Raw genomic sequence first — 2,339 nt, forward strand, 5'->3', positions numbered from 1 at the left:
TATTTCGAAAATACCCCGCAGTTCCAGCGCAATTTCAAGGCGTTGTACGAGGACAGGCTGGAGCTGCTGCATTTCAGACAAGGCAATATCGCAACGGCATAGGGAGGCTATATGCGAGACGTGATTATTCCCACAGACGCGACGGCGCGGTTCAACACGGCGGTGGATGCCGTAGTGGACGCGGGCCGGGGAACCAGCGGATTCATTCTTGCCCACGGGCAGGCCGGGCGCGGCAAGAGCGTGGCGGCTGACCAGTACCATTACCAGCGCGGGGGCGCATACGTCCGAGTCTGGGAAGGCTGGACACAGGCGGCGTTCCTCCAGCGCGTGCTTTTTGAAGTGCGCGGCAAGAACGGAGATTTGCCCCGCATGAGCGCGGACCGCTGCAAGCAGTCCATTGTGGAACTTCTGGAACGGGATCGCAAGCCCGTTTTCGTGGACGAAGCCGACCGGCTGGCCATCGGGCGCATTGAAGACTTGCGGGACATTCTGGAGATGACGGGCGCTCCCATCATCCTGATAGGCGAGGAAGGCATATTCGGGCTTCTGTCCGAGCGCCGCCGCGTATGGAGCCGCGTAGCCCATGAAGTGGAGTTCGGCCCCATCAGCGCGGCGGAGGTGGCCATGTACGCCATGAAGGCGGCGGCGCTGGACATTCCGGCGGAACTCTGCGGGCGCATAGCGGAACGGGCGGAAGGCGACTTCCGACTGGTACGCAACATGATGCTGCTTCTCGAAAAGGCGGCGAAGGCGGCGGAAAACTTCACGGTGGACGGGCCGATGCTGGACACCGTGCTTTCCGCGCGGACTTGGCGGCGCAAGTAGGAGGCGGCATGGATACCCGCAAGGAAGTCAGCAAAGAAGCGGTGCGCGCGGCGCTGCAAGCCTTGGGAGAAGGTGGCAAGGAAATCAGTTACCGCCTTGTATATGAGGCGCTGGGGCTGGAAAGCGACGCGGAACAGGCCGTTGTGCGCAGCCGTATTTCCGACATGACGCGGCACGGGGAAGTCAAACGGACGCGTACCGGCTGTTTCACCTACGACTTCAAGCATCGTCCCCGCGAGGCGAAGAGTTATGAAGCCCTGTGGCGTTTTGTCCGTAAGGCCAAGCCAGGCTGGAGCATATCGGAATGCGCCATGATGACGCGCGTTTCGTACACGCAGGCGCTGCGTTACTGCAACTGGCTGGCGGAGGAAGGCTTCATAGCGAGGGCGGGCAGAGACGACCGAAACGCCGTCACCTGGCGGTCCACGGTGAAGGCGGACAAGAACCCGGAAACGCCGTATCCGCCGCTGCGGGAGACAGACCCCTTTGCGCGGGAGCGTGCGGCGGCGGCCACCATCGCCCGGCTTCTGCTCTGCGCCGACCCCTACGCAAAGAAAACAGCACAAAGCATTACGGACGCCTGCAAGATTCTGTTGGCACGGTTCGACAGAAACCGCACGGAAAATGAGAACGACAATACAGAGGAGAATGCAACATGCTGAAAGAAAATCTTTTATCCATTCTGGCCGCTCTCGGAGAAGTACAGGGAAACGCGAAGAATGAAGAACAGGCCGCCCTTATACGCGGCTGCCGCGACAATCTGAGGGCCGCCGCCGAACAGGCGGAGGCACTGGAAAACAATCTGACGGTGGTGAGCGTGGATTGGACGGCGGAAGAAGCGGAAATCGCCGTGCCCGCCATGAATCTGCGATTGGTTGCACGGGGCATCAGCGCGTCGGGCGTGTTCCCGGCAAGATCCATCAGGGAGGTGGGATAATGGCTCGTATCAAGCCCGACCCGTACATGGTGCTAGACCGGGCGCAGTGCGAGGGCGCACTGGCGGAAATGGCAGCCATCGACCGTAAACTTTCCGCCATCGAGAATGAGATGCGGGAAGCCGTGGACGGGGCGAAAGCCAAGGCCAGCCAGCTTGCCGGGCCATTGCAGGCGCGACGCAAGGAACTGTCGGACGCGGTGACGGTGTACGGCAAACTCAACCGGCAGGCACTGTTCATCAAAAGCAAGAGCCTCGACCTCGGATTCGGCGTGATTGGATTCAGGGCCAGCACGAAAATAGTCCAGATGCGCGGCGTGACAGCGGAAATGACACTGGAAAGGCTGCATCAATACAACCTTTCGGACGGTATCCGCACCAAGGAAGAAATCAACAAGGACGCGGCGCTGGGCTGGCCGGACGAACGTCTGGAGCTGGTGGGGCTGAAACGGCAGCAATCGGACACATTTTTCATAGAAATCAAGAAAGAAGAGGTGCCGGAAACTGTCTAGGAGGGGGAATGGGGCGTGACCTGTACAGAAAAAGCGAACTGGAAGCGTTAGCAGCGAAGTACGCGCAG

At 60.4% G+C, this 2,339-nt stretch carries 4 protein-coding genes; all 4 read left to right on the forward strand.

All coding sequences use genetic code 11. From position 1 onward, the window contains the following. Positions 1–111 precede the first annotated feature (111 nt). Genes DESPIG_RS06575 through DESPIG_RS06590 form a run of 4 tightly spaced genes read left to right on the forward strand, consistent with a single transcriptional unit; the run spans position 112 to position 2,271 of the window. Positions 112–825 (forward strand): AAA family ATPase, encoded by a 714-nt coding sequence (locus DESPIG_RS06575; RefSeq protein ID WP_006006566.1) that lies wholly within the window; start codon positions 112–114, stop codon positions 823–825. An 8-nt stretch (positions 826–833) separates the two neighbouring features. Next, the gene (locus DESPIG_RS06580; RefSeq protein ID WP_006006568.1) at positions 834–1,487 is read left to right on the forward strand and encodes a hypothetical protein; all 654 of its coding nucleotides are present in this window, start codon (positions 834–836) and stop codon (positions 1,485–1,487) included. Continuing rightward, positions 1,481–1,762 carry a hypothetical protein gene (locus tag DESPIG_RS06585; RefSeq protein WP_006006570.1) on the forward strand — a complete coding sequence of 94 codons (282 nt, stop codon included), beginning with the start codon at positions 1,481–1,483 and terminating at the stop codon, positions 1,760–1,762. Before DESPIG_RS06580 ends, DESPIG_RS06585 begins: the two co-directional genes overlap by 7 nt. Continuing rightward, the gene (locus DESPIG_RS06590; RefSeq protein WP_006006572.1) at positions 1,762–2,271 is read left to right on the forward strand and encodes a host-nuclease inhibitor Gam family protein; all 510 of its coding nucleotides are present in this window, start codon (positions 1,762–1,764) and stop codon (positions 2,269–2,271) included. The genes DESPIG_RS06585 and DESPIG_RS06590 overlap by 1 nt, the downstream gene beginning before the upstream one ends. Positions 2,272–2,339 lie beyond the last annotated feature (68 nt).

Origin of the sequence: Desulfovibrio piger ATCC 29098 (genome assembly GCF_000156375.1) — a bacterium.
Classification (GTDB): Bacteria; Desulfobacterota; Desulfovibrionia; order Desulfovibrionales; family Desulfovibrionaceae; genus Desulfovibrio; species Desulfovibrio piger.